The organism is Paraburkholderia phosphatilytica, from assembly GCF_003443895.1.
GTDB classification, from domain to species: domain Bacteria; phylum Pseudomonadota; class Gammaproteobacteria; order Burkholderiales; family Burkholderiaceae; genus Paraburkholderia; species Paraburkholderia phosphatilytica.
This window is the reverse complement of the sequence record NZ_QQOA01000010.1, coordinates 82957-98995: the sequence shown is the minus strand read 5'-3', so window position 1 is coordinate 98995 and position 16039 is coordinate 82957. Positions and strand designations below refer to the sequence as shown.

Genomic DNA, 16039 nt, shown 5'->3' with positions numbered 1-16039 from the left:
ACACGATCGTGCGTGACGGACATGCCGCGCCGCCGCGGGACTCGCCTTGCGGCGACCGTCGCACGGTCCGGGCATCAAGTGGGCTGTCCGTAGCTGCCTGTGCATCATCCGATCCTTGTTCCAAAAAACGATTCTACCGCAGGATGCCTACACACGTTGAGGCCGGAACGGCGTCTGGAAAGCGACGGGAATGACAGTTTTCCCGACCGGACGGTCGGATGGGGAGGGCGTTCCGAACACGACCGCTTTTGCTACTTCGGCTGGATGTTCCCGTATCTGACCGGCAGATCGAATTTCACCGTCGGGAACGTGGTCGCGAGAGTCGCCTTGATCGACGCCAGCTGATCGAGACCGCCGGCATGGATGACCGTCACGCCCATTTCCGGATACGCGCTGACCGACTTCGCCAGGCCGGCCGCGACCTGCCGTACGGCAGCCGTGTCTGGATGGATGACGACCAGGTCGTTCGTGCTGATGCCGACCACGTTGTCGCTGCTGCGTACCACCATCGTGGTATCGCTACCCGCCGACCTTCCGGGTTGCGTGGTCGCCGATGCAAGGCATTTCGGTACGGGTTGTGCACATTGCAGGTCTAAACACCTGAAGCCGGTACGCCAGAGGGGTTGACAAAAAGCGACACTTGCCCGAAGCTCTTCGACCATGAATCGCTATCCGTTCCACATTGCGCTGATTATTCGCACCATTCATCGAATGGTGGGTTAGCGCATATCCGAACGGTCAGTGAACGCAAACCCGCCCCAGGAGGCGGGTTTTTTATTTGGTCTCCAGGGGAATCAGACCCACACAGCGGATACACCCGGCCAGACCATCAGGAGCACGCCATGCAGGCAGACCACACCGACGCCCCGAACGATCACAACGACTACCTGAAGAAGATCCTGACTGCGCGCGTCTACGACGTGGCACGGGAGACCGAGCTCGAACACGCGCGCAACCTGTCGGCGCGGCTCGGCAACACGGTCTACCTGAAGCGCGAAGACAACCAGCCAGTGTTCTCGTTCAAGCTGCGCGGCGCGTACAACAAGATGGCACACCTCTCCGCGGAAGCGCTGAAGCGCGGCGTGATCACCGCGTCGGCGGGTAATCATGCGCAGGGCGTGGCGCTGTCGGCGGCGAAGCTCGGCGTGAAGGCGATCATCGTCGTGCCGGTCACGACGCCGCAGGTGAAAGTCGACGCGGTGCGCGCGCATGGCGGTCCGACGGTCGAGGTCGTGCAGATCGGCGAATCGTATAGCGACGCCTACGCGCATGCGGTAAAGCTGGAGAAGGAACTGGGCCTCACATTCGTCCATCCGTTCGACGATCCTTACGTGATCGCCGGCCAGGGCACCGTCGCGATGGAAGTGCTGAGCCAGCATCAGGGGCCGATCCACGCGATCTTTGTGCCGATCGGCGGCGGCGGACTCGCGGCCGGTATCGCCGCGTACGTCAAGGCGGTGCGCCCCGAGATCAAGGTGTTCGGCGTGCAGACCGACGACTCGTGCGCGATGGCCCGTTCGATCGAAGCCGGCGAACGCGTGACGCTGAACGAAGTGGGCCTGTTCTCGGACGGCACCGCGGTGAAGCTTGTCGGCGAAGAGACGTTCCGGCTGTGCCATTCGCTGCTCGACGGCGTGCTGACGGTCAATACCGACGCGCTGTGCGCCGCGATCAAGGACGTCTTCCAGGACACCCGCAGCGTGCTGGAGCCGGCGGGTTCGCTTGCAGTCGCGGGCGCGAAGCAGTATGCGGAACGCGAAGGCGTCGAGCACCAGACGCTGATCGCGGTCACGTCGGGCGCGAACATGAACTTCGACCGGATGCGCTTCGTCGCCGAACGCGCGGAAGTCGGCGAAGCGCGCGAAGCCGTGTTCGCGGTGACGATTCCGGAAGAACGCGGCAGCTTCCGCCGCTTCTGCGCGCTCGTCGGCACACGCAGCGTGACCGAGTTCAACTACCGCATCGCGGATGCGAACTCCGCGCATATCTTCGTCGGCGTGCAGATCCGGAATCGCGGCGAGTCAGCGGAGATCGCGAAGAACTTCGAGGCACATGGCTTCGCCACCGTCGACCTGACGGGCGACGAACTCTCGAAGCAGCACATCCGCTACATGGTGGGTGGCCGCTCGCCGCTCGCGCACGACGAGCGCCTGTTCCGCTTCGAGTTTCCGGAGCGGCCGGGCGCGCTGATGAAGTTCCTGTCGTCGATGGCGCCGAACTGGAATATCAGCCTCTTCCACTACCGTAACCAGGGTGCGGACTACAGCTCGATCCTCGTCGGCATTCAGGTGCCAGTTGCCGAGAACGCCGAGTTCGACCGCTTCCTTGCGACGCTCGGCTATCCGTACTGGGAAGAGTCCGCGAACCCGGTTTACCGGCTGTTCCTCGGCTGAACGCACGGCTCAACGCGCACGCTTTCAACGCACACCATGACCTTTTCGCTCGAAGACAAACTCGTCGTTGCGATCTCTTCGCGCGCGTTGTTCGACTTCGAGGAAGAGAACCGCGTGTACGAAGCCGGCGACCTGCACGCGTATGAGACGTTGCAGCGCGAACGGCTCAACGTGCCGGCGCGGCCGGGCGTCGCGTTTCCGCTGATCCGCAAACTGCTCGCGCTGAACGCGGACGCGCAGCACGTCGAAGTCGTGATCCTGTCGCGCAGCGATCCGATCAGCGGGCTGCGCGCGTTCAGCTCGTGCCGCGAGCATGGTCTCGCGATCGAACGCGGCGTGTTCACGCGCGGCCGTCCGCCGTTCGGCTATCTGAAGCCGCTGAACGCATCGCTGTTTCTGTCCGCGAATCAGGACGACGTGCGCGACGCGCTCGCCGCCGGCTTTCCCGCTGCACGCGTGCTGCCGGAATCGGCGAAAATGGCGGGAACGTATCCGGACGAGATTCGCATCGCGTTCGACGGCGACGCGGTGCTGTTCTCCGACGAAGGCGAGCGCGTGTTCCAGCAGCAAGGGCTCACGGCGTTCGTCACGCATGAAGTCGGCAAGCGCGATCTGCCGCTCGCGGAAGGCCCGCTCAAGCCGCTGCTCGAAGCGTTGCACCGTCTGCAGAAGCTCGCCGACGGCGCCGCGCCGATGCATATCCGCACCGCACTCGTGACGGCGCGCTCGGCGCCCGCGCACGAGCGAGCAATCCGGACGCTGATGGCCTGGAACATCGAAATCGACGAAGCGATGTTCCTCGGCGGACTCGACAAGGGCGCGTTCCTGCGCGAGTTCGAACCGGACTTTTTCTTCGACGATCAAATTCGCCACTGCGAATCGGCCCGCGTCGTCACCGCGATCGGGCATGTCGTGAGTGGCATCGTGAACGCATCATGACGCCAGAACAGCAATCGCCCCTCGGCAAACCGTCCACCTACAAGGAGCAGTACGACGCCTCGCTGCTCTTCCCGATCGACCGGCGCCACGCGCGCGAAGCGATCGGCATCGGCGAGCAGTTGCCGTTCTTCGGCACCGACATCTGGAACGCGTACGAGCTGTCGTGGCTCAACATGCGTGGCAAACCGCAGATCGCGCTCGCCACGTTCTACGTGCCGGCGGATTCGCCGAACATCGTCGAATCGAAGTCGTTCAAGCTTTACCTGGGCTCGTTCGCGCAGACGAAGTTCGACTCGCTCGACGCCGTGCGCGACACCATCAGGCGCGATGTGTCCGCCGCGAGCGGCGCGAGCGTGTCAGTGCAGCTCGTGGCGCCGGGCGGATTCGAAAAGCTGAGGATGGACGAGTTCGACGGGCTGTCGCTCGACCGGCTCGATCTGGACACGGACGTGTATTCGCCGGATGCGTCGCTACTGAAAGCCGCGCACGACGAAGCGCCGGTGGAAGAGACGCTGCGCTCGAACCTGCTGAAATCGAACTGTCCGGTCACGGGTCAGCCGGACTGGGGCAGTGTGCAGATTCACTATGTCGGCCCGCAGATCGATCACGCCGGCCTGCTGCGCTACATCGTGTCGTACCGCAATCACACTGGCTTTCACGAGCAGTGCGTCGAGCGGATCTTCGTCGATATCATGCGCGAATGCCAGCCGCTGAAGCTCGCGGTCTATGCACGCTATACGCGCCGCGGCGGGCTCGACATCAATCCGTTCCGCACCAGCTTCAACATGCCGATGCCGGATAACGACCGGCTTGCGCGTCAGTAGCCTGCAATCTGCCGGTCCGCGTCACGCGGCGCGGACCGGCGCGTCAAAGACGATCCGGCCTGCGCTCGGCCAATCCGGCAAGCGGGACGCCACGCTTACTTCTGCGGCGCCTTGTACGCGACGCAATCCACTTCGACCTTGCAGTCGATCACCATGCTCGACACGACACACGCGCGTGCCGGCGGGTTATCCCCGAAGTATTCGCGAAACACCTTGTTGAACGAAGCGAAGTCGCGCGGATCGTCGAGCCACACACCGCAGCGCACCACGTGCTCGGCGCCATAACCCGCTTCCTTCAGGATCGCGAACACATTCTGGACGGCCTTGTGCGACTGCTCGACGATGCCCCCGTTGATTACCTCACCGTTTTCCATCGGCGTCTGGCCGGACACGTACAGCCAGCCGTCCGCCTCGACTGCGCGCGCAAACGGCATATGTTGACCGCCCGTGCCCTTACCGCCTTCCACGCCATAACGTTTCATCGATTTGCTCCCTGGTTGATGGTCGACACCGCGCACACATGATTGTGCGCATGTCGTGGTAAATCTTGTCAGAACGCGCCGTGCGCGTCGCCCTGAGACCTCGCGCCGCGCGCGACGAAATGGCCCGCGCGATCGCCGGTCGTTGCGCCGTCGCGATACGACAGCACGCCATTGACCCACACCGCGTCGATGCCGTCGGCGGGTTGCTGGGGGTTATCGAACGTGGCCGCATCGCGCACGCGCGCCGGATCGAACAGCACGAGATCGGCGTGATAGCCGACATGCGCCTCGCCGCGCTGCACGAGACCGAAGCGGCGCGCCGACAGGCTCGTCATCTTGCGGATCGCTTCCTCGAGCGGAATCAGCTTCGCGTCGCGCGCATAGTGGCCGAGCACGCGCGGAAACGCGCCCCACAGCCGCGGATGCGGCAGCGGATCGTTCGGCAGGCCGTCCGAGCCGACCATCGTCGCCGGATGCGACAGGATGCGGCGCACGTCCTCTTCCGACATGTTGTGATACACCGCGCCCGCGGGCTGCAGACGCTTCGCGGCTTCCTGCTGCGACACGCCCCACTCCGCCGCGATTGCCTTCACGAGCTTGCCCGCCATTTCCGGATGCGGCGTCGACCATGTGAGCGTGATGTCGATGTCGCCGGTGACCTGCCTCACATCCAGCGTCGACGAACTGCGGCTGTACGGATAGCAGTCGCAGCCGATCGGCTGCAACCGCCGCGCGCCTTCGAGCGATTCGAGCACTTCCGTGCTGCGCCCCCAGTTCGACGGTCCCGCGCACTTCAGATGCGAGATCACGACCGGAACGCGCGCGTGACGACCGATGCGATAGGCCTCGTCCATCGCGTCGAGAATCGCGTCGAATTCGGTGCGCATGTGGGTGGTGTAGAGCGCGCCCGCGTGCGCGAGCGGTTCTGCGAGCGCCATCACTTCCTCGGTCGATGCCGCGTTCGCCGAGCCGTATGCGAGGCCCGTGCTCAAGCCCAGCGCGCCGTGCGACAGCGCGTCTTCGAGCTGCGCGCGCATGCCGTCTATTTCCGCGGTCGTCGCGGTACGGTCGAGCCGGTCCATGTGGTTGTTGCGCAGCGCCGTGTGGCCGATCAGCACGCCGACGTTTACGGCCGGACGCGCGGCATTCACCGCTTCGATGTATGCGGCAAAGGTTGGGTACTGGAACGCGTCGCGCTCGCCGAGCAGGTTCATCGGATCGGGCGGATCGCCCTTCAGCGCAACCGGAGAAGCACTGATGCCGCAGTTGCCGACGATCACGGTCGTCACGCCCTGCGAGATCTTCGGCAGCATCTGCGGCGCGCGGATCACGTGCGTGTCGTCGTGCGTGTGCACGTCGATGAAACCGGGCGCAAGCGCGCGCCCGTTCGCCTCGATCACCTCTTCCGCGAGCCAGTTCGACAGGTTGCCGATCGCCGCGATCTTGCCGTTGCGCAACGCGACGTCGCGTTCGAGCGGCGGCGCGCCGGTACCGTCGTACAGCTGCGCGCCCATGATCAGCGTATCGGCCGCTTCCGGATGCGAGTGCATGGTATCTCCTAGTCTCCGATCGGTTGACGGTCGCCGCCGCCGCGATGCGCGTCGAGCGCATGCTTCATGCGGCGCAGCAGTTCACGGCTCTCGTCGCCCTGGCTCAGCGCGAGTTCGGTGACGAGCACATCGAGTGCCATCATCATCGCGTACCGCGACGACGACGGCTTGTAGATGAAATCGGTTTCGAACGCGACAATCGGGATCACCTGATCCGCGAGCTTCGCGAGCGGCGACGCGGGCGCGGTGAGCGCGATCACGGTGGCGCCGTAGCTGCGCGCGATGCGGCAGTTCTCGACCATCTCCGGCACGCGCCCCGTGACGGAAAGCGCCACCACCACGCTATCGCGCGACAGCGTGCTCGCGACCATGCGTTGCAAGAGGCCATCCTGATACGACGCCACCGGGCGGCCCAGGCGCACGAGGCGAAAGCGCATCTCGTCGGCGAGCGCCGTGGAACCGCCGCCCATGCCGAACACGTAGATCATGCGCGCGTCGCGTAACGCCGTCGCGGCCTCGGCGATTGGCGCATGGCACAGCAGCTGGTGATTATGCGCGAGCGCGGTCTGCAGTTCGTCGAACACGCGCGTGGCGAGCAGCTCGGGGTTCTGCGGGGCCGCACCGCTGGCGAGAAAACGCTGTCCGACCGCGGCCGCCTGCGCGAGCCGCAGCTTCAGTTCGCGCACGTCGCGGCAGCCGACTGCCTTCGCGAAGCGCGTGACAGTGGCGACGCTCACCTGCGCCTGCTGCGCAAGCGCGCCGATGCTCGCGCGCGACGCGGCGGTCAGGTCATCGAGGATCTGCGCCGCGACCTTGCGCTCGGCCGAGCGCAATTCCGGCGCGCGCTCCGCGATGCGCGCAACGATATCGAATGCGGCGGGTTCGGCACTGACGTTCATGGGGCTCCGGCTTCCCGCGTTGCACCGCCTTCATGGACGACTCGAGGACGATGCACGAGGGACAGCTTTGGTACTAAATAACATTTACGCGGTCATCGTACTTTCTGTACCATGAGCGAGTCAACCTGCGCACGATTTATCCGGTAGATGGAGCGGAGAAACATGAAAGTTACAAACTATCAAAGCGCGACGATCGATCCGTTCAGCAAGGGCCTCGGCAACGTGCCGGGCAGCGGCATCCAGCTGGGCGACGCGGCGCGGCTCGAATGGAACCTGCTCGACGAAGACGTGAGTCTGCCCGCCGCCGTTCTGTACGCGGACCGCATCGAGCACAACCTGAAATGGATGCAGGCGTTCGTCGCCGAGTACGGCGTGAAGCTCGCGCCGCACGGCAAGACCACGATGGCGCCGCAGCTGTTCCGCCGCCAGCTCGAAACCGGCGCGTGGGGCATCACACTCGCTACCGCTCATCAGACGCGCGCCGCGTGGCACGGTGGTGTCAAGCGCGTGCTGCTGGCGAACCAGCTCGTCGGGCGCCGGAACATGGCGATCATCGCGGAACTGTTGTCCGATCCTGAGTTCGAGTTCCTCTGCCTCGTCGATTCGGTCGAGGGCGTCGAACAGCTGGGCGAGTTCTTCGGCGCGGCGAAGAAGCCGCTGCAGGTGCTGATCGAACTCGGCGTGCCGGGCGGACGCACCGGCGTGCGCGACGACGCGCAGCGAGATGCGGTGCTCGCCGCGATCGCGCGCTATCCGGATGCGCTGAAACTCGCGGGCATCGAACTGTACGAAGGCGTGCTGAAAGAGGAAGCGGAAATTCGCGCGTTCCTGCAACGCGCGGTGGCAACCGTGCGGCAACTCGCCGATTCGGGACGCTTCGCGCGCACGCCGGCGCTGCTGACCGGCGCAGGGTCCGCGTGGTACGACGTGGTCGCGGAAGAGTTCGCGAAAGTGCAGGAGCAAGGTCGGATCGACGTGGTGCTGCGGCCCGGCTGCTACCTGACGCATGACGTCGGTATCTACCGGAAAGCGCAGACCGACATCTTCGCGCGCAACCCGGTTGCGAAAAAGATGGGCGAAGGACTGCTGCCAGCGCTGCAGCTATGGGCCTACGTGCAGTCGATCCCGGAGCCGGACCGCGCGATCGTCGGCTTCGGCAAGCGCGATTCGGCGTTCGATGCAGGCCTGCCCGAGCCAGCGAAGCACTACCGTCCGGGCACTGACGCGCCACGCGAGATCGCAACGAGCGAAGGCTGGGAAGTGTTCGGGCTGATGGACCAGCATGCGTATCTGCGCATTCCGGCGGGCGCCGATCTGAAGGTGGGCGACATGATCGCGTTCGACATCTCGCACCCGTGCCTCACGTTCGACAAATGGCGGCAACTGCTGGTCGTCGATCCGTCGTATCGGGTGACCGAGGTGATCGAGACGTTTTTCTGATTTTGGATCTGGGGCGCGGCGACGGGGCGCGGCGACGGTGCGTGCCGTCGCCCGCGTGATGACTGAGCGCGCGCCGCTCAGCCCTCGACCGCGACACGCCCCTGCTGCGCGGTCACTTCGCCGATGCGCGACTCGAGCATCGACAGCGCATCCGACAATGCGGACAACGCGTCGTCCGGCAACGAGGCCATCGTGTCGTGCAGGAACGCGTTGCGGCGCGGCATGCTGGCCTCCGTTGCGGCCTGCCCATCCGGCGTAAGCTTGACGTTGGTGATGCGGTTGTCGCGCGTGTCGGTACTGCGCACGATCCAGCCGAGCGCCTCGAGTGCTTTCAGCTGACGCGTCAGCGCGCCCGGGTCGACGCGCAACTGCTCGACCAGCTGCTTCTGCGACGATTCGCCCGCGCGGTTGTGCAGCGCGAGCAGAATCCGCCAGCGCGGCATCGGATGTCCAACCTGCGCTTCGAACGCGCTCATGAACGCGCGATACGTCCGGCCGAACTGCTGGACAACGGCGACGCGATCCTGTTCTTCCATGATGAACCTGTTGCGAAAGTAGACGGGAGGAGCGCGGTCAGTCCGCGAGAATGGCCGGTTCGACCTGGCGCGTCAGCTTGACAGGCGGCACGCGGCGGCTCTGCCAGATCGACACCACGGCAATCACCGCGGCCAGCGCCAGACCCAGATGGATCGCACTGACGAGCGACTCGCGCGCCGCTTCGAGCAACAGCGCGCCATTGTGACCGGCGTGCGCGAGCTGGCCGAGCACCGTGGTCTGTTCGTCGTGATTGATCAGGATCTGCGGGTCGCCGAGATCGTGCAGCCATGCGGTCGCGCCGTTGCGCGACAGCGTGTCGCGCACACCGCCCACGTACAGGTCCGTGACGAGCGTGCCGGTCAGCGCCGTGCCGATCATCCCGCCGATCATCCGCAGCGACTGCAGCAGCGCGGTCGCGATGCCGAGGTGCTCGCGGCCCGCGGTCTGCTGCGCAAACACCGTCAGGTTCGGCATCACGAAGCCGAGGCCGAGACCGCCCAGCACCATCAGCGTCATCAGGATCGACGTCGGCATCGAGCGCGTCGTGACCACGATACCCGCGCATGAGATTGCGAGCAGCGTAAAGCCGACATACAGCATCGCGTTCGGATTGCGGATGCGCGACACGATCCGGCCGTTCGCGATACTGCCGATCGTGATGAACACGACGAGCGGCGTGATCACGAGACCCGCTTCCTTCGGCGACATGCCGAAGCCGCCCTGGAACAGCAGCGGCGCGTAGAACAGCAGCGAAAACATCGAAAAGCCGCCGAGCACCGACAGCGTGAAGAGCGCGGACAGGCTCTTGTTGCGGAACATGTCGATCGGCAGGATGGCCTGCGGGAAGCGCTTTTCCCACTGCCACAGCACGTACGCGGACGCGACGCTGACCACGAACAGCGCGATCGCGGACGCGGACAGGCCATGCTTCGGCAGCATTTCGACGAAGAGCTGAAGACAGCCGAGCGAAGCTGCAATCAACACCGCGCCGGGCCAGTCGAGCCGCATCTTGCCGGTGTGCTCGACGTGCCGCAGATGCGGCAGATAGCGCATCACGAACACCAGCGACAGCAGGCCCACCGGCAGATTGACGTAGAACACCGAACGCCAGCCGTAGTACTGCGTGAGAAAGCCACCGAGCGACGGCCCGATCGCATTCGCGATGCCGAATGCCGAGCTCATCAGCACCTGCCAGCGCAGGCGGATCACGGAGTCCGGAAACAGGTCGGGGATGCACGCGAACGCGGTGCCCACCAGCATGCCGCCGCCGATGCCCTGCAGGCCACGCGCGAGCACGAGAAACAGCATGTCGTGCGCCATCCCGCACAGCACCGAGGCGCCCGTGAACACGACGATCGACGCGATCACGAAAGGCTTGCGGCCATAGTAGTCGCCGAGCCGGCCGAAGATCGGCACGGTGATCACGGAAGTCAGCAGATAGGACGTAGCGACCCACGCGTACAGTTCGAAGCCTCGCAACTCGGCAACGATGGTCGGCAACGCGGTACCGACGACGGTCTGGTCGAGCGCGACCAGCATCGTCACGAACGAGATGCCGAGCATGGCGAGCAGCGACTCGCGGAACGGTAAAACTTGCCCACTCGAATGATGGGCGGCGGTATGGACAGCCATTTTTGATCTTGCAACAGTTGACGCGTCAAGCAAAAGGGAATCATAGCATGTCTAAGTGTTCTAACGGGACATCTACTGCGCCGTCTGTTCGCCTGTTGCCTGCCAGTCGCCTGATTGCAGGCATGATCCGATGGCGCCCTTTTTACTGGAATGCTCGCCGGGGAGGCTTATGCAAGAGGTTTCGCCCAACACTCCGATCTACGGTGCCGCGGCGCTGTCGAGTGAAGACATCGAGGCGCTGCGGCGCGCGAAACACGAGCTGGAAAATCCGCGTCTTGCGATGAAACTTGCAAGCATGGTCGGCGCACCGCTCGAAAAGCTGCTCGCGAAGATGCCGGCGATGGCGAACGAGAAAGTCTCGGAAGCGACGCAACTGGCGTTGCGCAAGTGCCTGAAGATCGCGCTGCGCACGCTCGGCCACAGCGATCCGGCGACGCGCGCGCTGCCCGACCGGCCGAACAATCTGCTGCACAAGTTCGCGGTCGCGACGACCGGCGCGGCGGGCGGCGCATTCGGGCTGCTGGCGCTGCCGGTCGAACTTCCGGTCACGACGACGCTGATGTTCCGCTCGATCTGCGACGTCGCGCGTAGCGAGGGCGAAGATCTCTCCGACGTCGAAACCCAGCTTCAGTGCCTGACGGTGCTGGGCATGGGTGGCACGTCCAGCGCCGACGAGGACGCCGATATCGGCTATTTCATCGTCCGCGGGACGCTCGCGCAGGCGGTGTCGAAGGCGTCGTCCGAAATTGCGTCGAAGGGATTCACGACGCACGGCTCCGCGGCGCTGCTGCGCCTGTTGAACACGATCGCAGCGCGCTTCTCGGTGCAGGTCAGCGAACAGATCGCTGCGAAGTCAATTCCCGCGATCGGCGCAGTGCTCGGCGCGATGGTCAACACCGTATTCATCGATCACTTCCAGCAGGTTGCGCACGGGCACTTCACCGTGCGCCGCCTCGAGCGGCTATACGGTGGAGATGCGGTAAAGCGCGCGTATCAGGCGCTCGAGATTGCACTCGACGAGTGAGCGCTGTCCATCGACACGGTCGCGCGCACGAAGGCCGCGGCGCGATCCAGCGCGCGCCGTGCTTCAGGAATGAATGGCACGAACATCTGCCACACGTGCGGCAGCTTCGGCCAGACTTCGAGCTGCACACGACCGCCGGCCGCTTCGATCTTCTTTGCGACGCGCGTCGAGTCGTCCAGCAGAACCTCAGTGCTGGACACCTGGATCAACATCGGCGGCAAGCCGCGCAGGTCCGCGTAAAGCGGCGAAGCGTACGGATGCGTGGTGGGCGTGTCGCCGAGATAGACCGCGGCAGCGCGTCCAACCGACGGCCCCGCGAACATCGGATCGAGCCCATCGTTAGCGCGAATCGATGCGCCCGTCGCGGCGAGATCGGTCCACGGCGAGAACAGCACCGCGCTGGCGGGCAGTTCGTCGCCCGCATCGCGCAATGCAATGAGCGTTGCGAGCGCGAGGCCGCCGCCTGCCGAATCGCCCGCGATCACGATCGACTGCGCTGGCGTTCCATCGGACAGCAACCGGCGATACGCGGCGACGGCATCGTCAAGGGCGGCAGGAAAACGGTGTTCAGGCGCGAGCCGGTAGTCGAGCGAGAACAGGCGCGCGTTCGTTCTGGCTGCGAAGCCGAAGGTCAGCGTGCGGTGGCTGCGTGGCGAGCAGAAGTAGTAGCCGCCGCCGTGCAGGTAGAGGATGGTCGGCGTTGCGTGCTGCTGTTGCTTCGGCCGCTCTGGATGGCCGGTCGATGCTGATGGCGGTTGCAGCCACTCGCCTCGCAAGGGATAGTCCCGTACTCCGTAGCATTCGTGCAGACGCCAGCCCGATGGCACGCGCGGCGTATAGGCGCGCTTCGACGTCATTGCGCGAGCGCGTTCGACACTGATCCGTGGGCGCGCGGTTTCGGGACGAAATTGCCGGCGCAGGAACCAGCACGCGAGCGCGGCTTGCCAACTCATCGGACGTACTCCATCAATCGCATATCGCGCGATGGTACGTTGCTTTGGCGCCTGAGCGGTGGACGGCGGGTTCTAGTTGGCGGGTAATATCTGGCCGCGAATCTCGCCGGTCGGATTCTGCGCCGTATGAATGTTGAAGTACCACTGGCCAGCCATCAGGTCCGTCACCTGCGGATCGCTCAGTACGGCCGAACCCTTGATCGGGCTCGACAGGGCGCCCCTCTCGATCGGCACCTGCACTTTCGCATTCTGGCCCACCGGCGCGGGGCCATGGAAATGCGCCATGGTCGCCGGGCCTGACAGGTCCTCGTACGTGATGGACCACTGCAGGATTTTCGTCGACGTATCGAACGTCGCATCGAGCATCCCGTGCCCGTGGCTCACGCGCGGCGGTACTTCGCTGGACGGCTCAAGATCAGCCTTCAACGCAACCGTGTCGGCAAACGTGACGCCCGACATCAATAACAACGACAGCACCCCAAGCTTGAACTTCCGCACCGCAGACATTGTCGGTCTCCCGATCTCGCACGGCCGACTGGTCTGCCTCGACGAAGCTAGCCAGGGCCATAGGTATGGTCGAAACACATACTAGATCAATTTTGAGATGGCGGCGCGAATGGGAAAAGCGGCAGCAGGTGGGTGCCGCGACATGCCGGGTCCGGTTGTCAGTGGCGCCGGGGGAAGAACCGGCAAAGGGGGAAGCCATGCGGTTTCATCCCTGCCACGCGCACCGGCGTGCCGGTGCGCACCGGGCGTGACAGCCCCAGAATGAGGAACGGGTGATTGTCCGCCGGAACGCTGGTCAACAAATCCGGACCACGCATCAATTTCACGAATGGCGACAGGGCCTCGTGACATCACAACGCAGAAACGTCTGCACACACAACCGGAAAGCGCCTCGGGCAGACAGATATCTGCCCGGCCGGTCATCGACATCGCGAAAAAGGAAAGCGCCGGCACGTCGACATGCCGGCCGCGATGATGCCGAACCCCGGCTCAGGGGCGGTCTCAGGCTCGCGCAGACCTGGTCACCGCGCTTGCGACCGCACGTGGAAACACGGGCAGCGCGATCAGCGCACATACACTGGTCGTCACCCACACAGCTGGCCACGCGCCGAGCGCAAGCAGCGGAGGAATCATCAGCGGCGTCACGAACAACGTTGCGAACGCGAAGGTGTTGCCCATCGCAAGCGCGGTTCCGGCTCTCTGGGTTCCAGCGAGCGTCGCGAGTTCGGTGAACGCGACACCGTGCCATGCCGAAGCCGACACGCCGCCCAGCACGATCAACGCGACGAGCACTGCGGTCATCGCGAGGTGGTCGGCGTCCGCGATCGCAACCATCAGCGCCAGCACGGCGAACAGCACCGCTGTCGTGAGACTGCATGCTCGCATGTAGGCACGCCGGTTACCGCGCCGGTCGGTCCAGTGTCCGCTCCAGACCCGCGCGATGGCCGCGCCCGTCTGCACGGCCGCCATCGTCGCGCTCAGCGTCACGACGCCGGCGTGGCCGAAGTCATGCAGAAACACCGTCGCGAACGTAATCACAGCCAGCTGGGGCACGCACAACGCGCCAATGCCGAACGCGACGCGCCACGCGCTGATGTCGGCGAGCGGATTGCGGCCGGCCACCGAGGATCGCGCCTGGCCGCGCGCCATGGCCACTTCGTTCGCGGCCGGCGCTTCGTCCGACACTTCGTCCGGCGGTTCGACGAGCCAGCGCCACGCGAACGCAGCCGTCACCGCGCACAGCACGGCGAGCACGCCGTACACCGCCGAAAAACCGAAGTGCAACGCGAGTGCAGGCAGCATCAGCGCTCCGATGCCGCCACCAGCGGGCACTGCCGTCTGGCGGATGCTCATCGCAAGACCACGCTCGCCTTCCTTGAACCACGCCATCACGGCGCGCCCGCTTGATCCGTTCACGCTGCCACCCAGCAAGCCGACCAGCAGCAGACCGAGCGCGAGCGACGCGAGCCCGGGCACGTACGCCTGCCGTGGCACGACGAATAGCGCGAGAGCGGCGAGCGCCGCGGCCGTCGCGCTGAGGCCGAGCAGCAAGACCTTCCTGTCGCCCCAGCGATCGGTCAGCAAACCCCACGGCAATTCGCTCAGCGCGATGCCGAGACCGAGCATGCCGAGCACCAGCCCAAGGCCGCTGTTGCCGACGTGATAGCCCGAGCGGATGAAAACGGCCGTAGTCGGAATACCCGAAAACGCGGCTGCAAAGCTCGCGTTCGCCGAGAACCCGACACCGAGTACTTTCCACCGATGCCTGCTGCCGCGCGAAGCGGATTGCTGTGTGCGCGTATCGCGCGTGTTCAGTGCATTGTCCATGTCGATCCGTTCCGAAAGAGAAGTCTTGCGGCCATCGTAAGACTGGACACACCATCGGAAAAGCAGGATTATTTGATGGAATCCATCGGATATTCCGAATCATCATGAGCACACGCGGTTTCGATTTCACCCAGCTGAGGACGTTCGTCGCGGTGGCGGAGGCAGGCAGCGTTTCGGCGGCGGCTGAGCGTGTCTTTCTGTCGCAGTCGTCGGTCAGCGAACAGCTGAAAAAGCTCGAGGAACGCGCCGGCCAGCCGCTCTTCGTGCGCGGCAAGCATGGCGTCACGGCGACACCCGCAGGCGCGCGTCTGCTCGATCACGCGCGACGGATCATCGCGATGAGCGAAGCGGCATTCGAGGATCTGCAAGGGCGTTCGCTCGACGGCGAACTGCGCATCGCGATCACGGACTATTACCGCCCGCACGACGTCGCTCGCGTCCTGAAGACGTTCTCGGAGCAGCACCCGCGGCTGCGGCTGCACGTCACGGTCCTGCCAAGCGCGGTGATCGACAGCAGCGCTGGCGATGACGCCACGTTCGACATCGGTCTGTCGCTGCGCATTGTGACGCCGGCCCGGAAAGGCAGCGGCAGGATCGCGGCGGAAACCGCAACGAAGGGCACCGTGATCAGGCGGGAAAAGCTCGTCTGGGTGACGTCCGCCGACGGCGAAGCGCGCCCGCAGCCGCCCTATCACCTGGTGCTGCTGCCCACGAGCTGCCAGCTGCAGCGCTTCGTCGTGAAGCTGCTCGATGAGCGTCAGGTGCCGTATCTGATTTCGCACTCGGCGTCGGGCGTGGCGGGGTTGCAGCTGGCGTTGAAGGCGGGGTTGGGCGTGTCGTGTCTCAACGAATCGTCGGTTGGCGGCGGGCTTGTGCCGTGTGCGCCCAGCGTGCAGTTGCCACCGCTACCCGCGGTCGAGTTTCACCTGCTGCCGGGCCGGCTCGGCGAAACGCAGCTCGTATCGAACGCGCGCGACGCGCTCACGCGGCTGTTCGCCTGATGCCTGAAGCCGCACGGCGTGCGGCGCGCGG

Annotated in this window: 15 protein-coding genes; 6 read left to right on the top strand and 9 right to left on the bottom strand. The window is 65.1% G+C overall.

What is annotated here, in order from left to right; translation table 11 throughout:
• Positions 1 to 251: 251 nt before the first annotated feature.
• Positions 252 to 509 carry a hypothetical protein gene (locus tag DVS29_RS13120; RefSeq protein ID WP_118180893.1) on the bottom strand — a complete coding sequence of 86 codons (258 nt, stop codon included), beginning with the start codon at positions 507 to 509 and terminating at the stop codon, positions 252 to 254.
• A 333-nt stretch (positions 510 to 842) separates the two neighbouring features.
• On the opposite strand from DVS29_RS13120, the gene ilvA reads away from it, so the two are divergent.
• The 3 genes from ilvA to queF are packed head-to-tail and all read left to right on the top strand — an operon-like array spanning position 843 to position 4156.
• Positions 843 to 2393 (top strand): threonine ammonia-lyase, biosynthetic, encoded by a 1551-nt coding sequence (gene ilvA, locus DVS29_RS13115; protein WP_118180892.1) that lies wholly within the window; start codon positions 843 to 845, stop codon positions 2391 to 2393.
• Between the two features lie 36 nt (positions 2394 to 2429).
• Complete coding sequence (locus tag DVS29_RS13110; protein WP_118180891.1) at positions 2430 to 3332, top strand: 5'-nucleotidase; 903 nt, start codon at positions 2430 to 2432, stop codon at positions 3330 to 3332.
• The gene (gene queF, locus DVS29_RS13105; protein WP_118180890.1) at positions 3329 to 4156 is read left to right on the top strand and encodes an NADPH-dependent 7-cyano-7-deazaguanine reductase QueF; all 828 of its coding nucleotides are present in this window, start codon (positions 3329 to 3331) and stop codon (positions 4154 to 4156) included. The genes DVS29_RS13110 and queF overlap by 4 nt, the downstream gene beginning before the upstream one ends.
• A gap of 95 nt (positions 4157 to 4251) precedes the next feature.
• Here queF and DVS29_RS13100 read toward each other — a convergent pair whose 3' ends face one another.
• From DVS29_RS13100 to DVS29_RS13090, 3 genes are all read right to left on the bottom strand, one after another.
• Positions 4252 to 4638, bottom strand: coding sequence for a RidA family protein (locus DVS29_RS13100; protein ID WP_118180889.1), 387 nt, complete (start codon positions 4636 to 4638; stop codon positions 4252 to 4254).
• 68 nt (positions 4639 to 4706) lie between these two features.
• Complete coding sequence (locus tag DVS29_RS13095; protein WP_118180888.1) at positions 4707 to 6188, bottom strand: N-acyl-D-amino-acid deacylase family protein; 1482 nt, start codon at positions 6186 to 6188, stop codon at positions 4707 to 4709.
• An 8-nt stretch (positions 6189 to 6196) separates the two neighbouring features.
• Positions 6197 to 7087 (bottom strand): MurR/RpiR family transcriptional regulator, encoded by an 891-nt coding sequence (locus tag DVS29_RS13090; protein ID WP_118180887.1) that lies wholly within the window; start codon positions 7085 to 7087, stop codon positions 6197 to 6199.
• 162 nt (positions 7088 to 7249) lie between these two features.
• Between DVS29_RS13090 and DVS29_RS13085 the strand changes: the two genes are divergently transcribed.
• Positions 7250 to 8527 carry an amino acid deaminase gene (locus DVS29_RS13085; protein WP_118180886.1) on the top strand — a complete coding sequence of 426 codons (1278 nt, stop codon included), beginning with the start codon at positions 7250 to 7252 and terminating at the stop codon, positions 8525 to 8527.
• Positions 8528 to 8604: 77 nt separating this feature from the next.
• Here the strand turns inward: DVS29_RS13085 and DVS29_RS13080 are convergent, their stop codons facing one another.
• Together DVS29_RS13080 and DVS29_RS13075 are read right to left on the bottom strand one after the other, a co-directional pair.
• A complete protein-coding gene (locus tag DVS29_RS13080) occupies positions 8605 to 9063 on the bottom strand; it encodes a MarR family winged helix-turn-helix transcriptional regulator (RefSeq protein WP_118180885.1) in 459 nt (152 codons plus the stop codon).
• Positions 9064 to 9100: 37 nt separating this feature from the next.
• Positions 9101 to 10696, bottom strand: coding sequence for an MFS transporter (locus DVS29_RS13075; protein ID WP_118180884.1), 1596 nt, complete (start codon positions 10694 to 10696; stop codon positions 9101 to 9103).
• Between the two features lie 169 nt (positions 10697 to 10865).
• Here DVS29_RS13075 and DVS29_RS13070 point away from each other — a divergent pair, with 169 nt between their 5' ends.
• Complete coding sequence (locus tag DVS29_RS13070) at positions 10866 to 11720, top strand: EcsC family protein (RefSeq protein WP_118180883.1); 855 nt, start codon at positions 10866 to 10868, stop codon at positions 11718 to 11720.
• Here the strand turns inward: DVS29_RS13070 and DVS29_RS13065 are convergent.
• From DVS29_RS13065 to DVS29_RS13055, 3 genes are all read right to left on the bottom strand, one after another.
• Positions 11690 to 12673, bottom strand: coding sequence for an alpha/beta hydrolase (locus tag DVS29_RS13065; protein WP_118180882.1), 984 nt, complete (start codon positions 12671 to 12673; stop codon positions 11690 to 11692). The two genes, DVS29_RS13070 and DVS29_RS13065, sit on opposite strands and share 31 nt — an antisense overlap.
• 72 nt (positions 12674 to 12745) lie before the next feature.
• Positions 12746 to 13180: a CHRD domain-containing protein gene (locus DVS29_RS13060; protein WP_118180881.1), complete on the bottom strand. Its 435-nt coding sequence runs from the start codon at positions 13178 to 13180 to the stop codon at positions 12746 to 12748.
• Between the two features lie 501 nt (positions 13181 to 13681).
• Positions 13682 to 15007 carry an MFS transporter gene (locus DVS29_RS13055; RefSeq protein WP_118180880.1) on the bottom strand — a complete coding sequence of 442 codons (1326 nt, stop codon included), beginning with the start codon at positions 15005 to 15007 and terminating at the stop codon, positions 13682 to 13684.
• A gap of 104 nt (positions 15008 to 15111) precedes the next feature.
• Here DVS29_RS13055 and DVS29_RS13050 point away from each other — a divergent pair, with 104 nt between their 5' ends.
• Positions 15112 to 16008 carry a LysR family transcriptional regulator gene (locus tag DVS29_RS13050; protein WP_118180879.1) on the top strand — a complete coding sequence of 299 codons (897 nt, stop codon included), beginning with the start codon at positions 15112 to 15114 and terminating at the stop codon, positions 16006 to 16008.
• The last annotated feature ends 31 nt before the right edge of the window (positions 16009 to 16039 follow it).

What these genes read in the sequence shown, in the direction of transcription:
- DVS29_RS13080 (WP_118180885.1), bottom strand. Translation starts at nt 9,063, where the DNA reads ATGGAAGAACAGGATCGCGTCGCCGTTGTCCAGCAGTTCGGCCGGACG.
- DVS29_RS13065 (WP_118180882.1), bottom strand. Translation starts at nt 12,673, where the DNA reads ATGAGTTGGCAAGCCGCGCTCGCGTGCTGGTTCCTGCGCCGGCAATTT.
- DVS29_RS13070 (WP_118180883.1), top strand. Translation starts at nt 10,866, where the DNA reads ATGCAAGAGGTTTCGCCCAACACTCCGATCTACGGTGCCGCGGCGCTG.
- DVS29_RS13050 (WP_118180879.1), top strand. Translation starts at nt 15,112, where the DNA reads ATGAGCACACGCGGTTTCGATTTCACCCAGCTGAGGACGTTCGTCGCG.
- DVS29_RS13095 (WP_118180888.1), bottom strand. Translation starts at nt 6,188, where the DNA reads ATGCACTCGCATCCGGAAGCGGCCGATACGCTGATCATGGGCGCGCAG.
- queF (WP_118180890.1), top strand. Translation starts at nt 3,329, where the DNA reads ATGACGCCAGAACAGCAATCGCCCCTCGGCAAACCGTCCACCTACAAG.
- DVS29_RS13085 (WP_118180886.1), top strand. Translation starts at nt 7,250, where the DNA reads ATGAAAGTTACAAACTATCAAAGCGCGACGATCGATCCGTTCAGCAAG.
- DVS29_RS13060 (WP_118180881.1), bottom strand. Translation starts at nt 13,180, where the DNA reads ATGTCTGCGGTGCGGAAGTTCAAGCTTGGGGTGCTGTCGTTGTTATTG.
- DVS29_RS13075 (WP_118180884.1), bottom strand. Translation starts at nt 10,696, where the DNA reads ATGGCTGTCCATACCGCCGCCCATCATTCGAGTGGGCAAGTTTTACCG.
- DVS29_RS13090 (WP_118180887.1), bottom strand. Translation starts at nt 7,087, where the DNA reads ATGAACGTCAGTGCCGAACCCGCCGCATTCGATATCGTTGCGCGCATC.
- DVS29_RS13110 (WP_118180891.1), top strand. Translation starts at nt 2,430, where the DNA reads ATGACCTTTTCGCTCGAAGACAAACTCGTCGTTGCGATCTCTTCGCGC.
- DVS29_RS13055 (WP_118180880.1), bottom strand. Translation starts at nt 15,007, where the DNA reads ATGGACAATGCACTGAACACGCGCGATACGCGCACACAGCAATCCGCT.
- DVS29_RS13120 (WP_118180893.1), bottom strand. Translation starts at nt 509, where the DNA reads ATGGTGGTACGCAGCAGCGACAACGTGGTCGGCATCAGCACGAACGAC.
- ilvA (WP_118180892.1), top strand. Translation starts at nt 843, where the DNA reads ATGCAGGCAGACCACACCGACGCCCCGAACGATCACAACGACTACCTG.
- DVS29_RS13100 (WP_118180889.1), bottom strand. Translation starts at nt 4,638, where the DNA reads ATGAAACGTTATGGCGTGGAAGGCGGTAAGGGCACGGGCGGTCAACAT.